The organism is Bradyrhizobium sp. (genome assembly GCF_036735945.1).
Lineage (GTDB): Bacteria > Pseudomonadota > Alphaproteobacteria > Rhizobiales > Xanthobacteraceae > Bradyrhizobium.
In genome coordinates this window covers 1-19,133 of the sequence record NZ_DAINNI010000043.1, presented here as the reverse complement: position 1 = coordinate 19,133, position 19,133 = coordinate 1, and the positions used below count along the sequence as shown (strand labels likewise).

18 protein-coding genes and 1 pseudogene are annotated in these 19,133 nt (G+C 65.3%); 10 read left to right on the top strand and 9 right to left on the bottom strand.

The annotated features are described in order from the left end of the window. Nucleotides 1–233 precede the first annotated feature (233 nt). A complete protein-coding gene (locus V7E26_RS15985; protein WP_324417672.1) occupies nt 234–1,493 on the top strand; it encodes a hypothetical protein in 1,260 nt (419 codons plus the stop codon). Between the two features lie 104 nt (nt 1,494–1,597). Next, nucleotides 1,598–2,719, top strand: a complete 1,122-nt coding sequence (locus V7E26_RS15980; RefSeq protein WP_442893410.1) for an MFS transporter — start codon at nt 1,598–1,600, stop codon at nt 2,717–2,719. A 133-nt stretch (nt 2,720–2,852) separates the two neighbouring features. On the opposite strand, the gene V7E26_RS15975 is transcribed toward V7E26_RS15980, so the two are convergent. Then, on the bottom strand, nt 2,853–4,166 hold the full coding sequence (locus V7E26_RS15975; RefSeq protein WP_324417668.1) for an alpha/beta hydrolase: 1,314 nt from the start codon (nt 4,164–4,166) through the stop codon (nt 2,853–2,855). A 288-nt stretch (nt 4,167–4,454) separates the two neighbouring features. Here V7E26_RS15975 and V7E26_RS15970 point away from each other — a divergent pair, with 288 nt between their 5' ends. Further along, nucleotides 4,455–5,825, top strand: coding sequence for an APC family permease (locus tag V7E26_RS15970; RefSeq protein WP_324417666.1), 1,371 nt, complete (start codon nt 4,455–4,457; stop codon nt 5,823–5,825). A gap of 5 nt (nt 5,826–5,830) precedes the next feature. Then, nucleotides 5,831–7,042, top strand: coding sequence for a hypothetical protein (locus V7E26_RS15965; RefSeq protein ID WP_324417664.1), 1,212 nt, complete (start codon nt 5,831–5,833; stop codon nt 7,040–7,042). Nucleotides 7,043–7,053: 11 nt separating this feature from the next. On the opposite strand, the gene V7E26_RS15960 is transcribed toward V7E26_RS15965, so the two are convergent. Both V7E26_RS15960 and yidD read right to left on the bottom strand, forming a co-directional pair. Beyond that, a complete protein-coding gene (locus V7E26_RS15960; protein WP_324417662.1) occupies nt 7,054–7,221 on the bottom strand; it encodes a hypothetical protein in 168 nt (55 codons plus the stop codon). A gap of 81 nt (nt 7,222–7,302) precedes the next feature. After that, nucleotides 7,303–7,647, bottom strand: coding sequence for a membrane protein insertion efficiency factor YidD (yidD, locus tag V7E26_RS15955; RefSeq protein ID WP_324417660.1), 345 nt, complete (start codon nt 7,645–7,647; stop codon nt 7,303–7,305). Nucleotides 7,648–7,882: 235 nt separating this feature from the next. Between yidD and V7E26_RS15950 the strand changes: the two genes are divergently transcribed. After that, nucleotides 7,883–8,794: a hypothetical protein gene (locus tag V7E26_RS15950; protein ID WP_324417658.1), complete on the top strand. Its 912-nt coding sequence runs from the start codon at nt 7,883–7,885 to the stop codon at nt 8,792–8,794. A gap of 138 nt (nt 8,795–8,932) precedes the next feature. Here the strand turns inward: V7E26_RS15950 and V7E26_RS15945 are convergent, their stop codons facing one another. Next, nucleotides 8,933–9,382, bottom strand: a complete 450-nt coding sequence (locus V7E26_RS15945) for an iron-sulfur cluster assembly scaffold protein (RefSeq protein WP_324417656.1) — start codon at nt 9,380–9,382, stop codon at nt 8,933–8,935. Between the two features lie 232 nt (nt 9,383–9,614). Between V7E26_RS15945 and folE the strand changes: the two genes are divergently transcribed. The 4 genes from folE to V7E26_RS15925 all read left to right on the top strand — a co-directional run bounded on the left by folE (nt 9,615) and on the right by V7E26_RS15925 (nt 13,275). After that, on the top strand, nt 9,615–10,322 hold the full coding sequence (gene folE, locus V7E26_RS15940; RefSeq protein ID WP_324417654.1) for a GTP cyclohydrolase I FolE: 708 nt from the start codon (nt 9,615–9,617) through the stop codon (nt 10,320–10,322). A gap of 30 nt (nt 10,323–10,352) precedes the next feature. Further along, nucleotides 10,353–10,781 (top strand): phosphoribosyl-AMP cyclohydrolase, encoded by a 429-nt coding sequence (gene hisI / locus V7E26_RS15935; protein WP_324417652.1) that lies wholly within the window; start codon nt 10,353–10,355, stop codon nt 10,779–10,781. Nucleotides 10,782–10,903: 122 nt separating this feature from the next. Then, nucleotides 10,904–11,890: a transglycosylase SLT domain-containing protein gene (locus V7E26_RS15930; protein ID WP_324417650.1), complete on the top strand. Its 987-nt coding sequence runs from the start codon at nt 10,904–10,906 to the stop codon at nt 11,888–11,890. 209 nt (nt 11,891–12,099) lie between these two features. After that, the gene (locus V7E26_RS15925; protein ID WP_324417648.1) at nt 12,100–13,275 is read left to right on the top strand and encodes a DUF2336 domain-containing protein; all 1,176 of its coding nucleotides are present in this window, start codon (nt 12,100–12,102) and stop codon (nt 13,273–13,275) included. A 167-nt stretch (nt 13,276–13,442) separates the two neighbouring features. Here V7E26_RS15925 and V7E26_RS15920 read toward each other — a convergent pair whose 3' ends face one another. From V7E26_RS15920 to V7E26_RS15900, 5 genes are all read right to left on the bottom strand, one after another. Then, nucleotides 13,443–14,051 carry an Hpt domain-containing protein gene (locus V7E26_RS15920; protein WP_324417646.1) on the bottom strand — a complete coding sequence of 203 codons (609 nt, stop codon included), beginning with the start codon at nt 14,049–14,051 and terminating at the stop codon, nt 13,443–13,445. Between the two features lie 22 nt (nt 14,052–14,073). Beyond that, nucleotides 14,074–14,619 (bottom strand): response regulator, encoded by a 546-nt coding sequence (locus V7E26_RS15915; RefSeq protein WP_324417644.1) that lies wholly within the window; start codon nt 14,617–14,619, stop codon nt 14,074–14,076. A gap of 137 nt (nt 14,620–14,756) precedes the next feature. Further along, nucleotides 14,757–15,536 (bottom strand): NAD kinase, encoded by a 780-nt coding sequence (locus V7E26_RS15910; protein WP_324417642.1) that lies wholly within the window; start codon nt 15,534–15,536, stop codon nt 14,757–14,759. A 122-nt stretch (nt 15,537–15,658) separates the two neighbouring features. Then, complete coding sequence (locus V7E26_RS15905) at nt 15,659–17,788, bottom strand: adenylate/guanylate cyclase domain-containing protein (RefSeq protein ID WP_324417716.1); 2,130 nt, start codon at nt 17,786–17,788, stop codon at nt 15,659–15,661. Between the two features lie 49 nt (nt 17,789–17,837). Further along, nucleotides 17,838–18,500, bottom strand: coding sequence for a hypothetical protein (locus V7E26_RS15900; protein WP_324417640.1), 663 nt, complete (start codon nt 18,498–18,500; stop codon nt 17,838–17,840). Between the two features lie 292 nt (nt 18,501–18,792). On the opposite strand from V7E26_RS15900, the pseudogene V7E26_RS15895 reads away from it, so the two are divergent. Next, nucleotides 18,793–19,133: pseudogene (locus V7E26_RS15895) on the top strand (peptidase S10); the annotation flags it as partial.

Here is a 19,133-nt window from a genome sequence, read left to right as displayed (position 1 = left end):
CGAACGAGCGCAGGTAAGCGGGAAGCAGCGGTATAGCAGGGGATTCGGCTCCTGCAATCGGGCAATATCGAGAAAATCCCGCCGATTCGCGATCACAAGCGCGGCGGGCAGGATCGCGCGGAACGTCACTTGAGGCGAGGTCGCTACCGGGCATTGCCGGGCGGCCGTGCATTGTTTAGCCTTGGTTCAAACCTTGCGCTCGGCCTCATTGGTTTCGCCCAGACCATTCCATGATGTTTCGCTTCCTTCTCCTCGCCGCCCTGCTGCTGACGTCAGGCGCATTGCGCGCCGAAACGGCGGCCGAGAAGGCCGGCTTCGCGCCGCGGCTGCTGATCTATAACGCCAGGGGGCCGGCCAACGCCTGCGGTGCGGGCTGCGACCGCTGGATCGCGATCGAGGGTCAGGTCGATGCCGGCGCGGCGGCGCGGGTCGGCCGCTTCCTGCGCGACGCCAAGGATACGACGCGCCCGATCTATTTCCATTCGCCCGGCGGTTCGGTCAGACCTTCCTATGCCATCGCCCGCATGCTGCGCGGCCGGAAGGCCGTCGCGAGAGTCGGACGCACCATCGCCACCGCCTGCGCGTCGGGAACGCAGGTCGACGCCGCCTGTCTCAAGGTCAAGATGGCCGGCGGCGAGGTCGAGGCGGAACTGACGACCCGCAACGCCATGTGCAACTCGGCCTGCGGCTACCTGTTTCTCGGCGCCACGACGCGCGAGGTCGCACCCGATGCGGCGCTGGCGGTTCATAATTCCAAACTGACGCTGGTCGTTCGCGGGCCGGGGAGCGAGCGCCTCTCGGCTAAGCAGATTGCCGAGTTCAGGCAGCGCAGCGTCGCGAATGCCGATCGCGAGCGCGCCGCCTTCGTCGTTTCCATGGGCATCAGCCGCGAACTGGATGATCTCATCAGGACGGTGAAGTTCGAGAACCTGCATGTCCTGACCCGGCCCGAGCTCTATCGCTTCGGCATCGACAAGCGCTCGCTGCTCGAAACACCCTGGACATTCGAAACCGCGGCCCGCCCCTACGTCCACAAGATGGCCGCTGCCAGGCATGGCGACGGCGCCGCGTTCCGAATGATGGAATGGCGGCTGTCCTGCGAAACCAGGACCCGCGCCAGGCTGATGTTCGTCCGGGAATCCGGCGAGGAGGCCGGCAACAGGACCATGGTGTTGATGGCGGGGCAGGAAAAGTCGGTCGCCCTTGGCAAACCTGTGCGCCTCGGCAGGTTCGAGGTCTGGAGCGACGTCGTCACGTCGGATGCCATGCAGGCGATGCTGGCAGCTCCCCGTCTGCGGATCGGCGAAAGTACGCAGACGGCCGAAGGCAAGAGCAACAACCTCGCGACGTTTGAGATCGATACGCTTGGCCTCGAACCTTCGTGGACGCGCCTCCTGGGATCGTGCCCGGCCGACACCCCCCGGCCTGCGGCGGCCTCCACCAATCTCAGCGCTACGCCTGCCGCGCCCGCCGCTGCCGCTGCCGCCAGGTAAGAGGGACGCGAAACCCGATCGGCGGCCATGCATTTGGATGCAGTTGCATTGAAACGGGCAGCCGCTATATGCGGGGCGTGAAGTCCTTTGCGCCCACCTCCCTGATGCTCGGCAACGTGGTCACCGGCTGCTCCGTGCTGGCGCCGGCCGGCATGCTCGTCGAACTGGCTTCCGGCCTCGACGTCTCGATCCGCACCGCAGGGCTCCTGGTCACCTTCGGCGCGATCGTGCTCTGCATCGGCTCGCCGCTGACGGCCTGGCTGACCTCCAGGATCGACCGCCGCATCCTGTTGACGGCGACCATCGGCGCGCTCGCGGTCACCAATTTCGCTTCGGCCTTTGCGTCCGATTACGCGAGCCTGATGGCCATTCGTCTCGTCATGCTTGGCATTGGCGTGCTTTACACGCCGCAGGCGGCCGGCACCGCGGCGCTGATCGTGCCAGAGGAAAAACGCGGCGGCACCATCGCCTATATCTTCCTCGGCTGGTCGCTGGCGGCGGCCGTGGGCCTGCCGGCCATCACCTTCATCGCCAGCCGCCATGGCTGGCAGGCGGTCTATGCCGTGATCGGTGCCATGAGCTGCTTCAGCCTGCTGTTGCTGGCCTGGCGCCTGCCGCGCGGGCTGATGGGCGCACCGGTCGATCTCAAGACCTGGGCCGCCATCGGCCGCAATCCGATGATCCTGCTGCTGCTCCTGATCACGACGCTGCAGATGTCCGGCCAGTTCGTGGTGTTCACCTATATGGGGCCGTTGCTGGCGCGGCTGACCGGTGCCGGTCCGGATCCGATCGCGCTGGTGTTCGCGGCCTACGGCGTGTGCGGCGTGATCGGCACGGCGGTTGCGAGCCGTATCGTTGATTCCTGGGGCGCGTGGAAGACGTCCATGCTGTTCATGTCGGTGTTGCTGACGGGCCTTTGCGGCTGGGCGCTCAGCGCCGGCATCTATCCGCTGATGGCCGTTTCCGTCGCGATCTGGGGCATCGGGTTTGCTTCCACCAATTCGATGCAGCAGGTGAGGCTGGTCGACGCCGCGCCTGCGCTGGCGTCCGCTTCGGTGTCGCTCAACACGTCGGTGCTCTATGTCGGACAGGCGATCGGCTCGGCGATCGGCGGCTTCCTTTACGCGCGTGATCTGCTCTACGCCTCCGGCTATGTCGCCACCGCCTTCGTCGTAATGGCGGTGACGACGGTGATCCTGACCAGGCCGAAGAAGGCGATCCGCTGAGCATGATCGTTGCTGGACAGTGGCGCATGCTCAATCCGAAATCCGCGTCAGCGTGGCCTTGGCGACGGTGCCGAACAGCGGTTTGGATGCCGGATCAGTAGTGGCGGCGTGCACGCCGCGATGAAGAAGCCGGTTACCGGTTCGCGTAGGGTGCGCTGGCGATCCGGGTCAGTGCGGGCGTCGCCGCCATCTTGAGCAGCACGTCCTTGACCGGATGTTCGGTCCAGGCCTGGGTGACGTAATCGCGATGGGTGACGCCGTCAGGGGTCTCGACGAACACGACGCTGCCGGGCCGCAGCGGCCCGTCCACGCTCTCGGTGACGGTGATGCCGCGGTCGCGGAGCATCTGCATCAGTTCGACGTCGTGCCGCCTGGTGTAGCGGGTATAGGACGAGATGAAGAAGCCGGTCCGGTTCTTCTCGATCCAGGACGCGAACTTGTCGAGTTCGCCGTAGACGGCGTCGAGCAGGAACACGCCGCGCACGCGGCTGGCAAGACCGCCGACCTCGAGGCTCCACGCCGTCGGCAGGAAGCCGCCGCTATAGCCGACAATCACGATCGGCATGTCGGCAAACGCCTGCGCCGATTTCGGATCGCCGTAGAGGCGGGCGAGGTGACCAGCCGATTCGTCGATGAAGCGCTTGAAGCCGCCTGGCTGCCAGAACTTGCCGGCCGAGGAGTCCGCGGCATTGACCGCCATCTGCGGCGCGAGCAGCACGGCGTTGACGCCGGCATCGGAGATCTGCTGCGGCACCAGTTGGCGGTCGCGGACGTCGCGTTCCAGCGTTGCGCCATTGCCGTGGAAGAACACGACGATCACGCCCGGCTTCCGGACGTCGAACGCCTCGGGGACATGCACCAGCACGCGGCTGTCGTTGTAGGTCTCGTCCTGCCAGTAGACCCGTCCGCCAAGACTGCGGTGTCCCTTGCGCTCGCCCCTGGTGATGTTGAGGAAGGGCTCGTCCGAGCGCGGATTGGTGCCGGCATAGGGGAAGGCGGAGGATTTCATGCTGACCAGCCTGGTCAGTTCCTCGCGATCGGTGCGGGGCAGCGTCAGCGCCGGTGCCAGCGAGGCAACCCTGACGGACTCGGTGCGTACCGGGCGGGGCTCTTGCGGCGGTATCGCAACCCGGCGCTGGAATTGCGGCAGGCTTTCGCCGCTGTCCGGGAAACGATCGGCGAACTGCGTATCGGGGAAACGGTCCTCGAACGAGCCCGCCGAGGCTTGCGACTTCGCGACGTGCGATTTGGCATTGTCGGTGTTCGCCGCCAGCATGCCGGGCTCGGGTGCCTTGCTGTACTCAACGAGCGCAAACGATACGGGTACGATCAGCGCAACCAGTGCGAACAAGCGCCATTGTGGCGGCAAGGCGCGACGGTGCACGGCCGACGTCGCCGACCGGATGGCGCGATCGATTGCCTGGAATTTCGGATCAGCTCCGACCATCCACCCCAATGTCCCAAGATCACCCGTCGTCAGAGATTACGCTCGCACGCGCTTAGGCGAGGTTAAGCTTCCGGACAAACTCCCCACGTCCGGAAGCCGGAAGTGACCACCCAATCATGTCGCGATTGTGGGGCTCGCCACGATGTTTTCGCAATCCGGAAGGTTTGCAGGTATCATGAAACCTATTTCGCGTTTCGATATAAACCACTGGTAACATTGCTTGAATTGCGGAACGTCAGCCTGCACGATGCGGCCCTCGGCTGCGGGCGCTTGTTGGTGGGGTCCGAGATGGCGGCATCAGAAACGCGAGGCCCGGCCTGGCCCGGCGCGCTCTCCGGCGGCGGCCCCACCGTTTCGGTTCTGGTGGCGGTTGCCATTGTCGTTGCGGACATGGTCGGCGTCGGCGTCTTCACCAGCCTCGGCTTTCAGGTCAAGGACATCCCCTCCGGCTTTTCGATCCTGTTGCTGTGGACCGTCGGCGGCATCGTCGCGTTGTGCGGGGTGTTTTCCTACGGCGAACTCGGCGCGATGTTTCCGCGCTCGAGCGGCGAGTACAATTTTCTCGGCCGGGCCTATCACCCGGCCTTTGGTTTTGTCGCGGGCTGGGTATCGGCGACCGTCGGCTTCGCCGCACCGGTCGCGCTCGCCGCCATGGCGTTCGGCGAATACGGCAAGTCGGTATTTCCAGATGCGCCGCCGCTGGTGCTTGCCGTGGGTGTGGTCTGGCTGGTGTCACTGGTGCAACTCGCCGGCATCAGGCACTCCTCGGCCTTTCAGCTCGTCGCGACCATCCTGAAAGTGGTGCTGATCATAGCCTTCCTCGTCAGCGGCTTCCTGATCGGCACGGCGCAGCCGGTATCGTTCACGCCCTCGGCTTCCGACTTCACCCATATCGTCAGCGCACCGTTCGCGATCAGCCTCGTCTTCGTGATGTATTCGTTCTCGGGGTGGAACGCGGCGACCTACATCATCGGCGAGGTGAAGCTGCCCGAACGCAACGTGCCGCGGGCGATGCTGATCGGGACGCTGGTCGTGCTCGTGCTGTATGTGGCGCTGAACGCGGTGTTCCTGCACACCGCGCCGATCGACAGGCTCGCCGGCCAGCTCGATGTCGCCCGCATTTCCGGCAGCTACATCTTCGGCGAGATCGGCGGCCGTATCGTCGGCGCCATGATCTGCTTCGGGCTGATCTCCTCGATCAGCGCGATGATGTGGATCGGACCGCGCGTCATGATGACGATGGGCGAGGACATGCCGCTGCTGCGTCCGTTTGCCCGCCGCTCTTCCGCCGGCGCACCGGCCTATGCCATTCTGTTTCAGCTCACGGTCGCCAGCCTGTTGCTGTTTACCCGCAGCTTCGAGGCGGTGCTCGACTTCATCCAGTTCGCGCTGCTGTTCTGCTCGTTCTTCACCGTGCTCGGCGTGATCAAGCTGCGCATCACCCATCCGGATCTGCCGCGGCCGTACCGGGCCTGGGGATACCCGGTAACGCCTCTGGTCTTCCTGTTCGTGACCGGGTTCATGATGTACTACCTTTTGACCGAGCGTCCGTTGCAGTCGCTCTGGGGTCTTCTGATCATGTTTGCAGGCCTGTTGATCTACGCCGCCTTCCGCAAGCGGCCGGGTCAAATGCCAGCGGTTGCCGCAGGCAGCGAATGAACGCGATGCATTCCCTGAGAATGGTGACGCTGGCTGCTGTCATGGTGCTGTCGGCGGTCGCCGGCGTGCGCGCGCAGACCGCGTCGGTGGACGACACCGCGAAATTCCTGGCGGGCATGATGCCGTCGGCGGATTCGCCGCTGCTGCCGCTGACCAACGAAGCCGCCTGGCAGCGCCACGCCAAATTCTTCGACGGCGCGTTCGGACAACTCGAGCAGCGCCAGCTATCGCGGATCCGCGCCTGGGCGGATACCAACCTGGCGGCGCCGAAGCCGACCATGTTCTACATGTTCTCCGGTCCCGACTTCCTGTATGCGAACGCCTTTTACTCGAAGGCCTCGACCTACGTGCTGAGTGCGCTCGAGCCGGTCGGCTCGGTGCCGGATCTGACTAGACTGCCGCGCGGCGGCATCGCCTCCGCGCTTTACAATGTCGAGCGCTCGCTGGGCTCGATCCTGAGCTTCAGCTTCTTCATCACCAAGGACATGAAGACCGATCTGAAGGCGGGCCAGATCAGCGGCACCCTGCCGATCCTCTATGTCTTTCTGGCGCGCTCCGGAATGACGGTCAGAAGCGTCACGCCGGTGTCGCTGGACGACAAGGGGGCGGCCTATTTCGCCGGCGAGAATGCCGGGCCGCACGCGGTGCGTGGCGTCCGCATCACCTTCGCCGGCAGCGAGGGGGTGGAAAAGACGCTGTATTACTTCTCGACCGATCTTTCCAATTCCGGCGTGAGGACGAGCGGTTTCCTGAAGTTCTGCGCGACGCTCGCGCCGGCCAACACCCTGATCAAGAGTGCGTCCTATCTCATGCATTCCGGCAACTTCACCACGGTGCGCAACTTCCTGCTCAACAACAGCGCCACCATCATCCAGGACGATTCAGGGATTCCGCTCGCCTATTACAACAGCACGAAATGGCGCTTCTTCCCGTTCGGCCGCTATCTCGCGCCGATCGACAAATTCCCGGGCCTCTATCAGGAATCGTATGCGGCGCTGTTCCGCCGTGCGCAGCCGATCGATTTCGGCATCGGCTATCGCTGGCGCACGCATGAAACCAATGTGCTGCTGTCGGTAAGGCTGGCCGACGATGGGACACCGGCCATCGACGCCACGGCATCGGCCGAGGCGCCGCGAGCGGCTCCGCCGCCTCGGCGCAGGCCGCGGGCGTTTATCGGGTCGCGACCGCTGCCGGATTTCTGGCCGTTCTGGCGTTAGAAACCTCGACTTCACCAGCGTACGCTTTGGCTCGGTACGATGAAGGCCGCCTTGCTGGGTGGTTCGGAGCGCGTGTCGAAGAAGTGCCAGGCTGCGACGACGAGAATGATCAACGCGACGATGGTGAGAAGGTCGCCCAGCCGCGGATCGTGATCATGGTGGCTGATTTTCCAGCGCATCGTTTGTTTCCTCCCTGAGGGAGCTTGCAAATCAATGCGGACCGGAAACCGGCGTTCCCACGCATCAGCAATGCAGGTTCGTCAGCCGTTGACGCCGCGCCAGCGCCCATAGCGCCACGGCAGATACCAGCGTGCGCCGGCAGGCGCGGTGGCCGGCACATTGTCGATGCCGGAGGTGCCCCAGGGCTGGCAGCGCAATATCCGCGCCAGTGTCATCCAGCCGCCGCCCCACAGGCCGAAGCGCTCGATCGCTTCGTCGCCATACACCGAGCATGTCGGCAGATGCCGGCAGTTGTAGCCGACCAGCGGCGACAGCGTATGCCGGTAGATCCAGATCAGCGCGCGTCCCGCATTGCGCGGCAGACGACGAACGCTGCTGGCACAATCCGTGCCTTGTTTTTGCTGGGGTGAGGAGTGCTCCGCCATGCTGCGCTATGTACGTAATTTTGCGGGAGTTCCCAAGTGAGGAACTCAACCCGTGCAGATATTTAGCCACACTTCGCAACTATCGCACTGCAAACTGACGGAGCAAGCCAAGGTATTATGGACGGCACACGTCAGCACCGTTACCGTTTTCATACGGATCGATGACGGAATCATATCGCGCTAGAACGGGGCCATCGCCGCCAGTCGTAACCGAGGCTTGGGGGAAGGATCCAAATTGAGACGTGTGACGGCGCTGAAATCTCGCGGTTGGGTCCTTCTCGGAGCCGCCGCCTTCTGTCTCGCACTGCCCGGCGCGGTCACGACGCTCGGCAATTCGGCCTACGCCGGCGGAACCCTCGAAGAACGCAAGCAGCCGATGCATTTCCAATGGAATGCGTGCCAGCCGGACTGCAGGGGCTGGGTTTCAGCGGTCGGCATCGTCACATCGGATAGTCCGCGCGAGTTCGACGAATTCGCCAGGGGGCGCGAACTCGCCGGCGCCACCATCGTGCTGGATTCCAGCGGCGGCTCGGTCAACGATTCCATCACGCTCGGCCGGCGGTTCCGCGGCCTTGGCGCGCTGACCACGGTCGGCGCCACCGTGCGTGCGCAGGACGAACGCGCGACCGTGGTTCCGGAAGCCTATTGCGAGTCGATGTGCGTGTTCCTGCTGCTCTCGGGCAAGACCCGCTATGTACCGCCGGTCGCGCATGTCCGCGTGCACCAGATCTGGATGGGCGATCGCGCCGACGACGCCAAGGCGGCAAGCTATACCGCGCAGGATCTGATGATCGTGCAGCGCGATATCGGCCGGCTGACGAAATACACCTTCGACATGGGCGGCACCGGCGATCTGCTCTCGCTCGCACTCAGCGTGCCGCCGTGGGAAGATCTGCACGAACTGTCGCGCGCCGAATTGCGTCTCGCCAATCTCGTCACGACCGAAGCGGCCACCGATGTGTTCCCGCAGAACAATGCGGGCGTGCCGATGGCGGAAGCCAAGCCGACCAAGCCGCAGGACCGGTTCGTCAGTTCCGCGATGGAAGGCGAGGCGCAGCCGCAACAGGGCAAGTCGACCAAGACCGCCGAAGCCGCGGTTCCGACCGGCGGCAACGCCCCGGCGCAGCCGGCCCAGCCGCAGAAGTAACTGCCTCCAGCCAAACGGTGTCATCATCCGCGAAAGCGGATGATCCAGTACGCCGCGGCGATAGTGATCGAACGATAGTTCCCGGCGTACTGGATGCCCGCCTTCGCGGGGCCTGACGGCGGAATATGAGGACGGCTCTCAAGCCTGCGCGGTCTGCCTGGCCCTGGCCTCGATCTGGCCGATGGCGTCGACCACGGCGTCGAAGGTCAGCATGGTCGAGGCGTGGCGGGCCTTGTAGTCGCGCACCGGTTCGAGCAGGGCGATGTCGGCCCATTTGCCCTGCGGCGGACTGCCGTTTTCCTTCAGCATCTTGCGGACGGTTTCTCGCAGGTCGCGCAACTCGTCGGCGGTCGAGCCGACGACATGGCTGGCCATGATCGAGGAGGAGGCCTGGCCGAGCGCGCAGGCCTTCACGTCATGGGCGAAGTCCGTGACCACGGGCCCGTCCATCTTGAGGTCGACCTTGACGGTCGAGCCGCACAGCTTGGAGTGGGCGGTGGCGCTGGCGTGGGGATCGGGGAGGCGGCCGAGGCGGGGGATATTGCCCGCCAGTTCGATGATCCGCTTGTTGTAGATGTCGTTCAGCATGAGAGCAGGTGTCCCGGGCGGCGTTCGGAGCGCCCTTGGCGGCTGGGTTTCATCGTCCTATATATGGAGAGGAACGGCGGAAAAACAGTCCGGCCGTTTGCCAAAGCCGAGCCGGCAGGGAAACCGGACCGGCTGTCAGCTTGTTGTGGATGGGACTCAGGCGTCCGGCGGTAAATCCGCCCCGTCTGCCCGGTGACACTCCGGCCCTTGGGGCCGGTCGAACGGAGAAGACATGGACGCATTGATCAAATCCATCCGCGCCGGCAAGCCGTCCGAAGTCAAATCGCCCGATGTGGCCCCGGAAGCCCGCCCCGCCGAGCTCGATCCGTCAGAGTTCCTGGCTGCCGCCGTCCGCGCCGACCTCCCGCGCCCCTCGCGCGGGGAGGCCGAACAGGCGGTGCATACCTTGCTGAGCTATATCGGCGAGAACCCCGGCCGCGAGGGTCTCCTGGATACACCGCGCCGCGTGGTCGAAGCCTTCGACGAGCTCTATCAGGGCTATCACCAGTGCCCGGCCGAGGTGCTGGACCGCACTTTCGGCGAGACCGCCGGCTATGACGATTTCGTCCTGATCCGCGACATCGAATTCACCTCGCAGTGCGAGCACCACATGATGCCGTTCTACGGCAAGGCGCATATCGCCTATACGCCGGTGGAGCGGGTGGTCGGCCTGTCGAAGCTGGCGCGCCTCACCGATATCTTCGCGCGCCGCCTGCAGACCCAGGAGCATCTGACCGCCCAGATCGCGGCCGCGATCGACGAGGTCCTGAAGCCCCGCGGCGTCGCCGTGCTGATCGAGGCGGAGCATACCTGCATGTCGGTGCGCGGCGTCGCCAAGCATGGCGCGACGACGTTCACCAGCCGGTTCACCGGCATGTTCCGCGACAACCCGGCGGAGCAGCAGCGTTTCCTGTCCCTGGCGCGAGGCCTGAACCGGTAACCTCGCAGGAATTTTTCGGCGAGGTCTTTGGTGTCCACATCCGCAACGACCAACGAACGCGAGGAAGGGCTGGTGTTCCAGCCCAAATTCGATGCGTCCGGCCTCGTGACCTGCGTCGCGACGGATGCCGCGACCGGCGACGTGCTGATGGTCGCGCACATGAACGAGGAAGCGCTGCGCAAGACCATCGCCAGCGGCGATGCCTGGTACTTCAGCCGTTCGCGCAATGCGCTGTGGCGAAAGGGCGAGACGTCGGGCCAGACCCAGCGCGTGGTCGAGATGCGGATGGACTGCGATCAGGACGCGGTCTGGATCCGCGTTGCGCAGCAGGGCGCCGCGTGCCACACCGGCCGCCATTCGTGCTTCTATCGCCGGATCGAGGCGGCCGACGGCGGCACCCGCGTGTCGTTCGTCGATGCGGACAGGCAGTTCGATCCTGATACCGTGTATCGGAAGTGACACGGCCCTGCCTTTAACCCCCCGTTAACCATGATTGCCCCAGTCTTAGCCCCGCACAGGCGCTGATTGCCAGCGCCTTGAGAGCCCGCGCGAGGTTTCGCGAGGAACGGGGCAGCAGAGACATGGCGATCGACACGGCAAGTGCCACGGCTGCGGCAGGTGTCGATCCCGCGCGCGCGAAAATCGCCGGCTCGATCAGGCAGGCGGCATCCACCACCGGCGCCAGCTTCGAATATCTGCTCGCCACCGCGAAGATGGAATCCAATTTCAACCCGAAGGCCGCCGCCGCCACCTCGTCGGCGCGCGGACTGTTTCAGTTCATCGACCAGACCTGGCTCGGCACGGTGAAGGAGGCGGGCCCCCATCTCGGCTACGGCAAATATGCCGACGCCATCAGCAAGGACGCCGATGGCCGCTACTCGGTCGGCGATCCCGCCGCGCGCGACGCGATCATGCGGCTGCGCGACGATCCCGATGCGGCCTCGTCGATGGCGGGGGTGCTGACGCAATCGAACAGCTTCAAGCTGACCGGCAAGATCGGCCGCCGGCCGAACGATGCCGAACTCTATATGGCGCACTTCATGGGCGTCGGCGGCGCCGGCAAGCTGATCCAGAGCGCCGAGGACAATCCGAACGCGTCGGCGGCGCGGATGTTTCCGAACGCGGCGGCGGCCAACCAGTCGATCTTCTATGACCGCTCGGGACGGGCGCGCAGCGTTTCCGAAGTCTACTCGGTGCTGAGCACGCGCTACGCATCCGCCGCCAATTCCTCCTCGACGCAAACGGCGATGGCGGCCGCCGGCGGCGACCTGCCGAGGCGCGTCACGGTTGCGAGCGCTGCGCCGGCGGCGATGGCGATCGACAACGCAGCCTATCTCTCGAGCTTTCCGGAGCAGCGCACGGTGACGCCGGTGGCCGCGACCTCGCAAGCCGACGCAGTATCCGGAGAGCCGATCTTCCGCTCGCTGTTCCAGGCCGGCGAACGCACCCAGCCGATCTCGCCGACGGTGCAGGAATTGTGGGGCAAGGTCGCATCGGCAACGCCGGAAGTCCGCGCCCCCGGCCGGCTCGACCTGTTCAGCGACCGCAGCGGCACCTTCAGCGGCTAGCAGGGCATACGACGCGCTCGCGCGCGTGCATGAGCGTCGCAACGCGGTGCCTGAATACCGACAGGCGCCTACTGACGGCGTCTTGCCACCCTTAACAAAACGTCAATAAAACCAGCCGTTTATGGTGAACCCTTTGTTAAGCGTCATGGTTTATTTTTTCTAATAGTGGCACCGCGTCACGGTGTCGTCCGAGGTTGCGTAGCCAGACCATGATCGTTCGGCAGTTCATCAGTTGGATTCGTACCGCTCCGGCAGGCGAGCGGGCAGAGGCGACCCGGGCGCTGGCCCGGGCCTGGTTGATTTCTGATCTGAGCGAGGAGGATCGCATCGCCGCCGAGGGCGCGCTGCTGATGCTGCTCGACGATCCATCGCCGCTGGTGCGCCAGGCGATGTCGGAAGTGTTCGCACGCAGCTCCGAGGCGCCGGCCGCGATCGTGCAGGCGCTGGCGGTCGATCAACCGACGATCGCGCTCCCCGTGCTTGAATATTCCCCGCTGCTGATCGACGCCGACCTCGTCGATATCGTCGCGACCGGCAGCAGCGACATGCAATGCGCGATCGCCCGCCGCATCAACCTGCCGTCGTCGGTCTCCGCGGCGATTGCCGAGGTCGGTTCCGCAGCGGCAGCGCTCGAACTGATCGAAAACGCCTATGCCGAGCTTGCGCCATTCTCCTGGGACCGCATCGTCGAACGTCACGGCCATCTTGCCGCCATCCGCGAAGCGATGCTGGTGCTCGAAGGCCTGCCGGCCGCGACCCGCGCGGCGCTGGTGGCCAAACTTTCCGATACGCTGGCGCAGTTCGCCGTCGCGCGCAACTGGCTCAGCGCAGACCGGGCAGGGCGGCTGGCAAGCGAAGCGCGCGAGCGCTCGACCATCAACATCGCGGCGCGCTCGCGCGGCGACGACATGGCTGGCCTGGTGCAGCATTTGCGCGCCACCAACCAATTGACCGCCGGCCTGATCCTGCGCGCATTGCTGTCCGGAAATTTCGAGCTGTTCGAATCGGCGCTCGCCGAACTGGCCGATCTGCCACTGGCGCGCGTGACCGCGCTGCTGCACGACCGCGGCGGCGCCGGTGTGCACGCGCTGCTGGTTCGCGCCGGCCTGCCGGAAACCACCTTTGCGGCGTTCCGCGTCGCGCTCGAGGCCAGCCGTGAGACCGGCTATGTCGATTCGCTCGGGGAGGCCGTGCGCCTGCGCCGCCGCATGGTCGAGCGGGTGCTGACCCATTGCGAGACCGACGGCAGATCCGCCGAGCCGCTGCTGATCCTGCTGCGCCGCTTCGCCACCGAATCCGCGCGCGAAGAAGCCCGCGCGTTCTGCGAGGAACTGGTCGCCGACGAAGCCTTTGTGCCGGCGCGCCGTGATCTGATCGCGGCGTAAGCCAGCTCTTCCACAACGTATTCAATGTCGTCCCTGCGAACGCAGGGACCCATACGCTGCGGCTCATCCCATTGAGAAATGCTGCTCGACGACGTTCGCTCAACCACGAACGACCGTGGTTATGGGTCCCTGCGTTCGCAGGGACGACGCAATGAAAGGCCGTAAGCCTACTCCGCCGGAACGATGCTCGGCGCCAGGATCGCTTCGAGGTGCTCGGGGCGGTTGCGATTGACCTTGACGAGGAATTCGTCCGCCACGCCGCGAAGCTGCTTGCTCAGCTTGCTTGCCGTCGCTGCCGTGTCGAGCTTGGTGCGTTCGCGCACGATCGCCTGAACGGCATTGATGTGATGGGTGATCAGTTCGTCCGGAACCAGCGCGAGATCAGGCGCGTGTTCGATGATGCGACACAGGCTTTCGGCAGCGGCCGCCGCGGAAGGGAAGCCGAAGGTGGCAGCGTCGCCCTTGATGTCATGGGCGGCGCGAAACAACTCTTCGCGGCTCTCGACGGTGAACCCGTGGCGGAGAACCACGGCATGCGCGGCCGAGAGCCGGTCCGCCTCGATCGCCATCCAGTTCTTGAATTCGCCTGACAGTCCGGCCAGCGCCTGCTCCGCGCGCGCGACCGGATCGTCGAGATCGGAATCGGGAACGCGCATCAGCACCTTGCGCAGCGGATTGGGCTGCGTGATCACGTGGTGATCGGCGAACGATTTGATCTGCAGCGTTGCCGGGTTTTGCGTACCCGGTTTCAGTGTTCCTGGCTTTTCCTTCGCCATGATGGTGTCTCCAGGCCAGAGCTCAGATGTTCGATCGCGCCTTGTCGAGCAGCGACGGCTGCTGCAGCACTTCCATCTCGCCGCCGACGCGGCGTTCGGGGCCGATATAGGCATTGACGGTGTTGCGCCGGCGGTCGGGGCCGAAATAGGTCTTGGTCTTGATGAAGGGGCGGGGATTGGCGACGACGTTGAGAATGCGCTGGTAGAGGCCCTTGGCCGAGATCGGCTTGGCCAGAAACTCGGTGACCCCGGCATCGCGCGCGACCGTGACGCGCCGCTTCTCCGAATGCCCGGTCAGCATGATGATCGGCGCGTAGGGATTGCCCTTGCCTTCCGGCTGGCGGATCATCTGCGCGAGCTCGAGCCCGTCGAAGATCGGCATCGCCCAGTCGGTGATGACGATGTCGGGCACGTAATGGCTGTACATTTCGAGCGCGGTGGCGCCGTCCTCGGCTTCGTAGACCTCGCGCGCGCCGAACGAATGCAGCAGCGTCCGCAGGATGCGGCGCATATGCGGATTGTCGTCGCAAATCAGAAATCGCAGCTTGTTGAAGTCGATGCGATACATGGTCCGGTCCGGCCAGGCAAAAACGGTATACTGCTGTTAACCATATCGCGGCGGCCGTTAAGGAATGGTTGCGAAGCCGGCTTGATAGCGTGGGTTGGACGTCGCATTTCGCAGCGGGTCGTCGCTGCGAAATGCGGTCAGGCGCCGAACTGCTCGCGCAGGATTCGTTCCTCGAGGCTGTGACCGGGGTCGAACAGCATTCGCATCGAGATCGTCTTGTCGGACAACACCTCGACACGGCGGACGTCGCGCACGTCGTCATGGTCGGCGGCGGCCGCGACCGGGCGCTTCTCGCCTTCGAGCACCTCGATCACCACGAAGGCGGAATTGGGCAGCAGGGCGCCGCGCCAGCGCCGCGGGCGGAACGCGCTGATCGGGGTCAGCGCCAGCAGCGCGGCGTTGATCGGCAGGATCGGTCCCTGCGCGGAAAGATTATAGGCGGTTGAGCCCGCCGGCGTCGCCACCAGGATGCCGTCGGCGATCAATTCCGCCATCCGCTCGTGCTCGTCGATCAGGATGCGCAGATGCGCGGCCTGGTTGGTCTGGCGGAACAGCGCGACCTCGTTGATGGCGTGATGCAGATGCACCGCGCCATGGGCGTCGGTGGCGCGCATCAGGAGCGGATTGATCAGGGATTCCCGCGCCGCCGCCAGCCGCGTATGCAGATCGTGGGTGGTGAATTCGTTCATCAGGAAGCCGATGGTGCCGCGATGCATGCCGTAGATCGGCTTTCCCGTCCGCATATGGGCGTGCAGGGTCTGCAGCATCAGGCCGTCGCCGCCAAGCGCCACCACGACGTCGGCATCATCTGCAGCCTGATTGCCGTAAAGCCTGGTCAATTGCTGAAGGGCTGCCTGCGCTTCGGTGCTGGCGCTCGCGACAAAGGCGATCCGGTCGTATCGCTCGGGGGTGGCCATCGGACGACGAACTCTCAGGGCGCCGGATTGCGCCGCGCTCGTCTATACACCTTGGCGAGGCTTGTCGAGATGGTTGGATGGCCGTTTCGCGCCGGTAACCTGAATCGACGGTCATCGGACCGTCACTTTTCCTGCAACGAGCGAATCGGGTCCCAATCCGCGTCAGGCGGGTTTTGCGCCAATTGCCGGGCACGCGCGGCGAACAGCGCCGCCGGGCGGTCGATCTCGGCCGAACGGGCGAAACAATCCGCCGCGCGCGCGAAATCGCGGGCCCGCCAATGCGCGAGCCCCTCGGCATAGTCGGCGATCAGGGGCGCCTGCGCAGACGTGAGGTCAGCCGACCGCGCCAGCAACTCGTAGATCTTCAGCGCCCCGGTCCGCCCCTTGACCCTGATGGCATCGAGCTCGCGCCAGGCGAAGGCTTCGCCCGCCAGCGCCACCGTCGTCTCCGACGCGATGATGGTGGTGCCGTAGAACTTGTTGGCGCCCTCCAGCCGGGAGGCCAGGTTCACCGCGTCGCTCATGACCGAGTAATTGAATCGCCGCCGCGATCCGAAATTGCCAACCAGTGCCTCGCCGGAATTGATGCCGATCCGCTGCGCCAGCCTGTATCCCTGGAACATCGGCGAGGACGCGTTGAGCTCGGCCAGTTGCGTGCAGCAATCCAGCGCGGCGCGCGCCGCGTTCGCGGCATGGTCGGGATCGTCGGCAGGCGCGCCGAACACCGCCACGACGGAGTCGCCGATATATTTGTCGACGTAGCCGCCATGGCTTTCGATGACGTCGGTCATCGCCGAAAGATATTCGTTCATCAGCTCCATCAGCCCATCGGGCGACATCTTTTCCGCGATCAGCGAAAACCCTTCGATGTCGGAGAAGAACACGGTGACGTCGCGGGTTTCGCCGCCGAGCTCCGGCAGCTTGTTCGACGACAGCATGCGGTTGATGACGTGCGGCGCCAGATAGAGCGCAAAACTCTTCTGCAGCAGGCGGCGGTCCTTGTCGGCGACGACGAAACGGAAGCCGATGGTGGCGGCGAGCGCGAACAGGCTCGCCAGGAACGGCTCCGCGATCGGCAGCGCCAGCGCCTGGCTGAAGGCGATCGTGGCGCCGGCCACGCTGATCGCGATCACGGCCGCCCAGGCCAACGCCGCGCTGAGCGGCCGCAAGCGCCACGCCGCGACCGCGGCCAGCGCGGCAAACACGGCCGATATCAAAAAGCGCACCAGCGGACCGGGCTCGACCACCGCGTCCTGCTGGATCAGATTGTTGACGGCGGTCGCATGGATATAGACGCCCGCGATCGTGCTGGTCCTGAAACCGGCCTTCACCGGCGTGCTCTCCGTGGTGCAACGGGGAGCACGCGCGCCTTCGATCCCGGTCGCAAGGCGCTTGGATGTTTGCTGACGGTCCTCGATGTCGAGAACGCTGCCGAAGATAACGACCTTTCCGGCGAACCAGCGCTTGAAATAGTCCTTGTCGTTCTTGACCGCGCAGGCGCGCAGATCGGCAAACGAGAAGGTCGGGATGTCGTCGGCGCCGCCTTCGAAATTCAGCGTGATCGTGTTCGGCACACGGCCGGGGACCTGGTAGCCCGCCAGCGTCATCCTGCCGCTGGCGTCGAATTCGGGCGCGGCGCGCAAGGCCCGCGACGCCAGTTCGACCGCCATAGAAGGCTCCCTGGCGCCGTTGGCGGTAAAGCTCAGCGGCAGGCGGCGCACGATGTCGTCGTGATCGGTGAAAACGTTGAGCGCCCGGACGTTCTGCTGCTGGCGCACCGCGATCCGCTGGCCGGGCGACGGCCTGACCGGCTGGTTGCCGCCGAGCGTCTCGCCCAGCACCACCTTGCCGGCGGTCGATGCGCTGGCGAGCGCGCGAAGAAAGTCGCGGTCGAAGCCGCGAACTTTTTCGCCCAGCATGCCATCGCCAAACGGCATCTCGGATTGCTCGATCGAAGCCGGAATCACCACGTCGAAGCCGGCCACCTTGGCGCCGCCTTCGAGGGTCGCCGCCAGCACGCGGCCGATCTCGCCGGTCCAGGTCAGCATCGGCGAATTCTTGAACGGGGCGGTGCGCAGGCTCTCCTCGTCGATCGCGATGACGACGGTGGGGGAGGCGGCGGGATCCTGCCGCCGGCCGTATACCTCCCAGCGCAGCGCGGTGAGGATATCGAGCGAGAGCCCGCGGACCGGTCTGACCACGGGCGACACCGACGCCGCCGCGCAGACCAGCGCTATGGCGGCGACGACCATCCTGTTGCGCGTGCTGCGCCTGATCCTCAAGCGGAGAAGTCCGTCACGCCTATTCCATCCGCAGCAGGCGGCCGACGATCGGCGTCGCGCCCGGCTTGGCCTGCGCGTCTACGCGGAACACGATCTGCGACGACTTGAAGCTGGCGGCATAGAGACCGCCGGGCACCAGCGCAACATTCTCGCTGGCGAAGTCGACGAATTTTCCCCTGAGCTGGGTGCCGCCCAGATTGATCTGTTGCCGCTCGCCGGGCACGTCGAGACGACGCACGGTCAGCGTGCCCCGGCCTTTTGCTTCGACCAGCGGCGACGAACCATAGAGCGTGAGCTGCGGCTCCGGCAGCGCCTTGGCCTCGACGCTGCGCAGCACGGTCGCCGCGACCGCGCGCGTTTCACGCGAGGTCGCATTGATCTGGGCCGGATCGCAGTTGGTTTTCTCCACCAGCACGCCGGCGCCCGCGACGGTGCTCTCCTCGGTGCCGATGGTCACCGTGCCGGCGCCGGTGATCGTCTCGCGCCGGCAGGATTTCAGATAGCTGAGCACGACGGAGCCATCGTCACCGATCCTGATGACGGATTTCGGCGTCACATAGTCCATGAACTCGGCGCCGGTCACCTTGCCCTTGACGTCTTCGACGACCGCAACCGGCGACTGGGCCGCGGCGGGCGAAGCCAGCGCCATCAGGCCGAGACAGACAGCAATCGTACGTTTCATCTGATAAAACCCCATTGAAAAGCGCAGGTTCATTAGTCGCGCCAGCGCCGGAATGGTTTCATGGGTGGATCGAAAATGGCTGGCCGCAAAGCAAGCGGAACCGACCGATAGCACCTAACCGGCACGGGGTACAACCAGCGGACGTGGCGGGCTTTTTCACGGGATACTGTCGGGATTGTGATTTTCGTGCGAATTCCTTCGTGTTGTGCAAGGACGTCCCGCTGTCGCAGTGTTGCGGCAGGATCCGAACGAACCGTCGGGTCGCGGGGCGCGCGTGCAGGGAGCAGACGACATGGCTTTTCGATTCGGGGCGGCGCTGCGCCTTGCCGCTGCGCTTTTGATCCTGTGCGGCGTCAGTGCCGCGCGCGCCGACGACCAGGCGCCGCAACCGCAACCGGCGGCCACGGCATCGCCGACCCCGTCCGGTCAGAAGGGCGGGGCAGGCCGCGGCGCCGCCGCGGCTCCATCACCCACCGCTGAACAGCATCGGCTGCCGCCTGATGCCACCACCCGGCATTCGCTGGCGCTGCCCGGCCGCACGCTCAATTTCACCGCCACCGCGGGCTCGATCCGCCTGTTCGACGACAAGGGCGAGCCGCAGGCCGACATCGCCTACACCTCCTACCAGCTCGA

Coding starts and splice junctions, on each gene's coding strand:
- V7E26_RS15930 (WP_324417650.1), top strand. CDS start 10,904: ATGGCGATCGACACGGCAAGTGCCACGGCTGCGGCAGGTGTCGATCCC.
- folE (WP_324417654.1), top strand. CDS start 9,615: ATGGACGCATTGATCAAATCCATCCGCGCCGGCAAGCCGTCCGAAGTC.
- V7E26_RS15985 (WP_324417672.1), top strand. CDS start 234: ATGTTTCGCTTCCTTCTCCTCGCCGCCCTGCTGCTGACGTCAGGCGCA.
- V7E26_RS15970 (WP_324417666.1), top strand. CDS start 4,455: ATGGCGGCATCAGAAACGCGAGGCCCGGCCTGGCCCGGCGCGCTCTCC.
- V7E26_RS15960 (WP_324417662.1), bottom strand. CDS start 7,221: ATGCGCTGGAAAATCAGCCACCATGATCACGATCCGCGGCTGGGCGAC.
- V7E26_RS15910 (WP_324417642.1), bottom strand. CDS start 15,536: ATGGCCACCCCCGAGCGATACGACCGGATCGCCTTTGTCGCGAGCGCC.
- V7E26_RS15905 (WP_324417716.1), bottom strand. CDS start 17,788: ATGGTCGTCGCCGCCATAGCGCTGGTCTGCGCGGCGGCGTCGGTGTCG.
- V7E26_RS15900 (WP_324417640.1), bottom strand. CDS start 18,500: ATGAAACGTACGATTGCTGTCTGTCTCGGCCTGATGGCGCTGGCTTCG.
- V7E26_RS15980 (WP_442893410.1), top strand. CDS start 1,598: ATGCTCGGCAACGTGGTCACCGGCTGCTCCGTGCTGGCGCCGGCCGGC.
- V7E26_RS15965 (WP_324417664.1), top strand. CDS start 5,831: ATGCATTCCCTGAGAATGGTGACGCTGGCTGCTGTCATGGTGCTGTCG.
- V7E26_RS15925 (WP_324417648.1), top strand. CDS start 12,100: ATGATCGTTCGGCAGTTCATCAGTTGGATTCGTACCGCTCCGGCAGGC.
- V7E26_RS15915 (WP_324417644.1), bottom strand. CDS start 14,619: ATGTATCGCATCGACTTCAACAAGCTGCGATTTCTGATTTGCGACGAC.
- V7E26_RS15920 (WP_324417646.1), bottom strand. CDS start 14,051: ATGGCGAAGGAAAAGCCAGGAACACTGAAACCGGGTACGCAAAACCCG.
- V7E26_RS15945 (WP_324417656.1), bottom strand. CDS start 9,382: ATGCTGAACGACATCTACAACAAGCGGATCATCGAACTGGCGGGCAAT.
- V7E26_RS15975 (WP_324417668.1), bottom strand. CDS start 4,166: ATGGTCGGAGCTGATCCGAAATTCCAGGCAATCGATCGCGCCATCCGG.
- yidD (WP_324417660.1), bottom strand. CDS start 7,647: ATGGCGGAGCACTCCTCACCCCAGCAAAAACAAGGCACGGATTGTGCC.